Genomic DNA, 6,209 nt, shown 5'->3' on the forward strand with positions numbered 1-6,209 from the left:
GGGCTGTGCTTCTGAAGGCAGCCCGAATAGTATGAATGAATTTCCTGATTTTCGAATACCAATAGGGGATGGTGTCGAAGCATTTATAGATTTTTTAGCAATCCATCTCGAATCGTTTTTTGATTTTATTTTTATTATTTCTTCCAGCCTTATTAAATGGTTAGAAGTAGGTCTTCTTGCTATTCCTTGGTGGCTGTTTATTATTATCATATTTTTACTAGGTTGGTATTTTACGAATTTCTACGGGGGACTTCTATTTTCCCTATTTATGTTTCTAATCGGTAGCTTTGATTTATGGGCAGAAACAATGACCACGGTTTCTATTGTATTAATCTCCGTTATTCTATCTCTTATTATTGGTATTCCTCTAGGTATTGGGATGGCATTTAGTAAAACAATGTCCGTTATAACCCGGCCAATCCTGGACGCGATGCAAACGATGCCAAGCTTTGTTTATTTAATTCCGGTTATCTTTTTCTTTCCATTAGGAAATGTACCCGCTGTGATCGCTACAATTGTCTACGCATTACCACCTGTGATGCGATTGACGGAGCTAGGGATTCGAAATGTCGATAAAGAGGTGATCGAATCGGCGCAATCATTTGGCTCCTCTCCACGCCAAATGCTACTAAAGGTACAAGTGCCTCAAGCGTTACCGACCATTATGACGGGTGTCAATCAAACGATGATGATGGCGCTTGCCATGGCGGTTGTTGGCTCGATGGTAGGAGCGAAAGGCTTAGGAGAGCGCGTCCTCTATGCAATTAATCGTATCGATATTTCGCTAGGTTTTGAGGCAGGCGTTAGTATTGTGTTTTTGGCAATTATTATGGACCGACTTACTGGTGGCATTGCTACCCGCCTTCAGAAACATAGGAGGAATGCAGCATGACAGTGAAAATTAAAATTGAAAACGTATCGAAAATTTTTGGGTCAAAGCCTAAAAAAGTAATTTCGATGATTGAGAATGGCACGTCGAAAGAAGAGATTTTAGCAAAGACGGGTCATACGGTAGGGGTCTACAATGCTTGTATGGAAATTGATGAAGGAGAAACCTTTGTCATTATGGGGCTTTCCGGAAGTGGCAAATCGACACTAATCCGTTGTTTAAATTTATTAAACCGCCCGACTACAGGTGCCATTTATGTGGATGGTGAAAATATTGTGGCGTACAATAAAGCGCAGTTAAAATCATACCGACAGAAAAAGGTAGCTATGGTTTTCCAGCATTTTGGTTTATTTAGTCATCGCACAGTGCTTGAGAATGTGGAATATGGACTTGAGGTGCGCGGTACAACCAAAGAGGAGCGACAAGAGATTGCTAGAAGGCAATTAGAAATTGTCGGGCTGAAAGGCTATGAGCACCAGTATCCAGATGAACTATCTGGTGGAATGCGACAGCGAGTAGGAATTGCTAGAGCACTTGCCAATGATCCGGATATATTGCTTATGGATGAACCATTTAGTGCGTTAGATCCGCTCAATAAGCGTGAAATGCAGCTTGAGTTATTAGATTTACAAAATCGCCTACAAAAAACCATCATTTTTATTACACATGATGTGAATGAGGCATTCCGACTCGGAGATCGTGTGGCGGTGATGAAGGATGGGAAAGTGGAGCAAATTGGTTCGCCGGAAGAGATTTTAGATCAGCCTGCGAATGATTATATTTCTGATTTTATCCGAGATATTGACCGCTCACAAATCTTACAGGCGGAGCATATTATGTCAAAGCCGTTTGGATTAGTTTCACTAAAGGATGGATTACAGGTAGCCGTTCGTGTGATGAAGGAAAATGGTATTTCCAGCGCTTTTGTTACAAATAAAAAAAGACAGCTGCAAGGGATGATTACGATTGATCAGGCTATCCAAGGAATCAAAGATCATAAAGCGCTACATGAGGTAATAACTACCGATGTAAAAACAATCCGTTCAGATGAATATGTTAAGGATATAATACCGTATGTTTTAGAGTCGAAATATCCGTTAGTTGTAACTGATAGTGAGCAAGTTATTCAAGGTATTATTTTGCGAGTCCACGTATTAGCAAGCTTAATAAATGAAAATTCGGAGGAAGCTGAGCCGCTTCATTTAGAAAATGCAGAGGATACGTACTCCGTAAATGGTGCTTAAAAAATCTATGTCTATAATTTGAAAGTAAAATTTGGCTTTTCAAATGTTTGGAGCATTCCATTGCATTTTTCTGATAGTCTTAGTATACTAGTTATTGCCGTGCTAGGTGGGGAGGTAGCGGTGCCCTGTAACTCGCAATCCGCTCTAGCGAGACTGAAGCCCTTTTCGAGGCTGCCCGTATTGTAGGGTCTGCCTTTTGCACGTAGTGTTGACGGTTGGGTCCTGCGCAATGGGTACCCATGAACCATGTCAGGTCCGGAAGGAAGCAGCATTAAGTGGTTTCACCCATGTGCCGCGGGGTTGCCTAACCTGAGCTGGCGACAAAAGTAACGCTTATGTGCGGCTGTCAAAGAAAGGTGCACGGCATGAATTTGCCAATCGATACGCATCCATCAAATACGATGGGTGCGTTTTTTTTATTGCTTTTATAATATTGGTTGGGGTATTCGCGCAATTTCGTATGGGCGCGTATCAACAGCAATATTAAATTTGGAAATATGTTATAATAAAGCTACTTATTTTGATTAAAGAAAAGGAGGGAGAATCGTTGACGTATCAAGCATTTTATCGTGTGTACAGACCGCAGCTCTTTCGTGAGATGTCGGGACAAGCACATGTAAAGAGAACGCTTCAAAATGCTCTCCTTGCTAGTAAAACGACACATGCCTATCTATTTTCAGGTCCACGTGGGACAGGGAAAACGAGTACGGCGAAAATATTTGCAAAGGCATTAAATTGCGAGCATGCTCCAGCTAACGAGCCCTGTAATGAGTGTGCCACATGCAAAAGTATTACAGAGGGCTCTCATCCAGATGTGATTGAGTTCGACGCTGCCTCTAACTCTCGAGTGGAGGAAATGCGGGATATTATCGAAAAGGTTCGTTTTGCGCCTGCAAGTGCTCGCTTTAAAGTGTATATCATAGATGAGGTGCATATGCTCTCTACAAGCGCGTTTAATGCCCTACTGAAAACGTTAGAGGAGCCTCCAGAGCATGCGGTATTTATTTTAGCAACAACAGAGCCGCATAAATTACCTGCCACAATCATTTCCAGATGTCAGCGCTTTGATTTTAAGCGATTATCCTCACAGGATATTTTAGAGAGAATGAAAGTGGTACTAGAAGATATCCAATTACCCTTTGAGGAGCAGGCCTTAAAGGTTATTGCTCAAGCAGCAGCAGGTGGGATGCGTGATGCGCTAAGCCTACTGGATCAAGTGGTGTCGTTTAGTGGAGAAGAAGTCCGGCTAGAGGATGCGTTACTGGTGACGGGTTCAGTAAGTCAGGACGTCTTTTACGAAATCACACAAGGGCTTAGACAAAAAGACGTCGCAAAGGTCCTTTCCTTATTAGAGGAGTTAATTGCAGATGGGAAGGAACCACTGCGGTTGGCCGAGGATTTAATTACATTTTTCCGCGATTTATTATTGTTGCAAACAGAAGGCGATTTAACAGAGTTGCTTCAACTTGTTACACCGGATGACCAGTTTGGTGAGCTTGCACGTCAATTTTCGGCGGATACCCTGTACGGATTTATAGATATTTTAGCGAAAACGCAACAAGAAATGCGATTTTCTCACCATACAAAAATCTATTTAGAAACAGCGCTATTAAAAATGGCGCAATATACGTCGGGTATGACAAGCTCTGTAAGGGCGATCGATCCTGCTATTGAAAGCAAGGTCGGTTCACTGGAAAATATGGTGCGCCAATTAACACAGCAACTTCAAGAGGGTGGGGGTACACCAAGTACACCACAGACGAAGCAGGAGCAGCGGCAAAGAGTTAAAACAACGAATGGGTTTAAGCCGCCGATCGGTCGAATTCAGGAAGTGTTAAAAACAGCGACAAAGCAAGATGTTCATAATATTAAGTCTGCATGGGCACAGGCGTTGGCCCCTTTACAAAAATCACAATCTGCACTTTTGGGAGAAGCTGAACCCGTTGCGGCATCTTCAAGTGCTTTTGTGGTAAAATTCAAGTATGATATTCATTGTCAAATGGTAGCCGACAACAAAGCGTTTACGTCAATGTTTACGCAAAATTTAGCCTCACAGCTCGGTACAGTTTATGAAATGCTTTGTATCCCTGAGACATCTTGGTTAGCTTTGCGTGAGGATTTTATTCGAGATAACGGTTTAAATCAAAAAAGAGCGGACCAGCAGCCTGATATGATTCAGGAAGCTGAGCAACCATTCATTGATGATGCACAACCGGTAGCGTCGCATGATCCACTTGTCGTAGAGGCTGAAAATTTATTCGGTAAAGATTTTGTTGAGGTTGTCGAGGATTAAACTATCTAATAATTAGGAGGAAAATAACTATGCGTGGAATGGGCAATATGCAAGGTATGATGAAAAAAATGCAAAAAATGCAGAAAGAAATGATGGAGGCGCAAGATGCGTTAAATGCACAACAATTTGAAGGTGCAGCTGGCGGTGGCATGGTAAAGGTAATCTTAAACGGTCAACGTGAAGTGCTTGGCGTGAACTTAGACGAATCAGTAGTAGATCCAGAAGATATCGAAATGCTACAAGATTTAATCGTAATCGCTACAAATGAAGCGCTGAAAAAAGTAGAAGAAACAACAAATTCTACAATGGGTAAATTCACTCAAGGCTTAAACCTTCCATTCTAGGAGGTAAACAATATGCACTACCCTGAACCAATATCAAAGCTAATAGATAGCTTTATGAAATTGCCAGGTATCGGGCCGAAAACTGCGGCTCGACTGGCATTTTTCGTGTTAACAATGAAGGAAGACACTGTTTTGTCGTTTGCCAAGGCATTAGTCGACGCCAAACGAAATTTAATGTATTGCTCGCAATGTGGTCATATTACAGATATTGACCCTTGCCATATATGCTCGGATAAACAACGGGATGTTTCAACAATCTGTGTTGTACAGGATCCAAAGGACGTAATCGCGATGGAAAAAATGCGTGATTATCAAGGGCTATATCATGTATTACATGGCGCTATTTCACCGATGGATGGTGTCGGACCAGAGGATATTAATGTTGCGTCCCTTTTAACTCGCTTACATGACGAGCGTGTACAGGAGCTTATTTTAGCAACAAACCCAACAATTGAAGGGGAAGCTACAGCGATGTATATTTCCCGTTTAGTAAAACCATCCGGTATTCGCACGACACGTATTGCACACGGCCTTCCGGTTGGTGGCGATTTAGAGTACGCGGATGAAGTGACGTTATCAAAAGCGTTAGAAGGTCGACGTGAATTGTAAGGTGAGTGATGATTGGTGTTCTTTTCGCGTAAAGGAAAATTAAAAAAAGAATTTGATGATAGATTAGTCCAGTTAATTAAAGATACAAAGGATGACTACCAGAATGCCAAGGTCATTGAAGAATTGATGGATGATTATAATTTAGATGCAATCGCCCAGAGAAAGGCCGCTGAAAGCTTGCATTTTTATTTATTTAAAGAGGCGCGCATTCGTCGAGTTATCATTAAATAGAAATAACAGTAGCTACAAAAGCATATTCTTCATTACAGAGAGGATGGGGAGATATGTACGTGTTCGTTTTAGGCGCGGTTTGTATGCTGCTGTTTTTTGTTCTATTAATAGGAAGAAACTATAAAGAGGGTGTGTGGCTGGAGAGATTATCGTTGTTTTGGTTTAGATTTGCATGGAGCGTACTATTGCTCTTCATCTTGCATTTAGTGCTAGCTAATTTTAATATGATTGTTCCAATCAATCTATTTTCTATCGCAACAATAACGATTTTAGGTCTTCCTGGCATTCTAACGGTTGTATTTATTGCGTTTATAAAATAAATCTTATAAAAAGGGTTGCGTACTAAATAATATAGTGATATAGTAAGAAAAGTCGCTAATACGACAAAGATAAATCATCTAAAACAACTTCAAAAAAGTGTTGACAAAACACTTTTAGAAAAGTATTATATAAGAGTTGGTTGTTTCACAAAAGAAATAACGACCGAAACTTTTTAAAAAAGTTGTTGACACGAACTCTGGTAAGTGTTAAGATATAAAAGTTACTGCTTGAAGCGGCGACAAAATGAACCTTGAAAACTGAACAAGCAAAACGTTAAC

The 6,209-nt window shown here is 40.9% G+C and carries 7 protein-coding genes and 1 other RNA gene; all 8 read left to right on the forward strand.

The genetic code is table 11. The annotated features are described in order from the left end of the window. Positions 1-31 precede the first annotated feature (31 nt). The 8 genes from V4T18_RS16680 (at position 32) to V4T18_RS16715 (ending at position 5,930) form a co-directional block, all read left to right on the forward strand. On the forward strand, positions 32-892 hold the full coding sequence (locus V4T18_RS16680; protein WP_332651342.1) for an ABC transporter permease: 861 nt from the start codon (positions 32-34) through the stop codon (positions 890-892). Beyond that, positions 889-2,133: a quaternary amine ABC transporter ATP-binding protein gene (locus tag V4T18_RS16685; protein ID WP_332651343.1), complete on the forward strand. Its 1,245-nt coding sequence runs from the start codon at positions 889-891 to the stop codon at positions 2,131-2,133. The genes V4T18_RS16680 and V4T18_RS16685 overlap by 4 nt, the downstream gene beginning before the upstream one ends. 97 nt (positions 2,134-2,230) lie before the next feature. After that, positions 2,231-2,497, forward strand: an RNA gene (gene ffs, locus V4T18_RS16690) — signal recognition particle sRNA large type. 183 nt (positions 2,498-2,680) lie between these two features. Beyond that, a complete protein-coding gene (gene dnaX, locus V4T18_RS16695) occupies positions 2,681-4,426 on the forward strand; it encodes a DNA polymerase III subunit gamma/tau (protein ID WP_332651345.1) in 1,746 nt (581 codons plus the stop codon). A gap of 29 nt (positions 4,427-4,455) precedes the next feature. Then, positions 4,456-4,770, forward strand: a complete 315-nt coding sequence (locus V4T18_RS16700) for a YbaB/EbfC family nucleoid-associated protein (RefSeq protein ID WP_332651347.1) — start codon at positions 4,456-4,458, stop codon at positions 4,768-4,770. Between the two features lie 12 nt (positions 4,771-4,782). Continuing rightward, on the forward strand, positions 4,783-5,379 hold the full coding sequence (recR, locus tag V4T18_RS16705; protein ID WP_332651348.1) for a recombination mediator RecR: 597 nt from the start codon (positions 4,783-4,785) through the stop codon (positions 5,377-5,379). Positions 5,380-5,394: 15 nt separating this feature from the next. After that, entirely contained in the window at positions 5,395-5,610 is a 216-nt protein-coding gene (locus V4T18_RS16710) for a YaaL family protein (RefSeq protein ID WP_332651356.1), read from the forward strand. Between the two features lie 53 nt (positions 5,611-5,663). After that, the gene (locus V4T18_RS16715) at positions 5,664-5,930 is read left to right on the forward strand and encodes a pro-sigmaK processing inhibitor BofA family protein (RefSeq protein WP_332651349.1); all 267 of its coding nucleotides are present in this window, start codon (positions 5,664-5,666) and stop codon (positions 5,928-5,930) included. Positions 5,931-6,209: the final 279 nt, after the last annotated feature.

The organism is Lysinibacillus sp. 54212, from assembly GCF_036662795.1.
GTDB lineage: Bacteria > Bacillota > Bacilli > Bacillales_A > Planococcaceae > Lysinibacillus_B.

Excerpts from the sequence above, each read along its gene's own strand:
- V4T18_RS16680 (WP_332651342.1), top strand. The coding sequence starts at position 32 with ATGAATGAATTTCCTGATTTTCGAATACCAATAGGGGATGGTGTCGAA.
- recR (WP_332651348.1), top strand. The coding sequence starts at position 4,783 with ATGCACTACCCTGAACCAATATCAAAGCTAATAGATAGCTTTATGAAA.
- V4T18_RS16685 (WP_332651343.1), top strand. The coding sequence starts at position 889 with ATGACAGTGAAAATTAAAATTGAAAACGTATCGAAAATTTTTGGGTCA.
- V4T18_RS16700 (WP_332651347.1), top strand. The coding sequence starts at position 4,456 with ATGCGTGGAATGGGCAATATGCAAGGTATGATGAAAAAAATGCAAAAA.
- V4T18_RS16715 (WP_332651349.1), top strand. The coding sequence starts at position 5,664 with ATGTACGTGTTCGTTTTAGGCGCGGTTTGTATGCTGCTGTTTTTTGTT.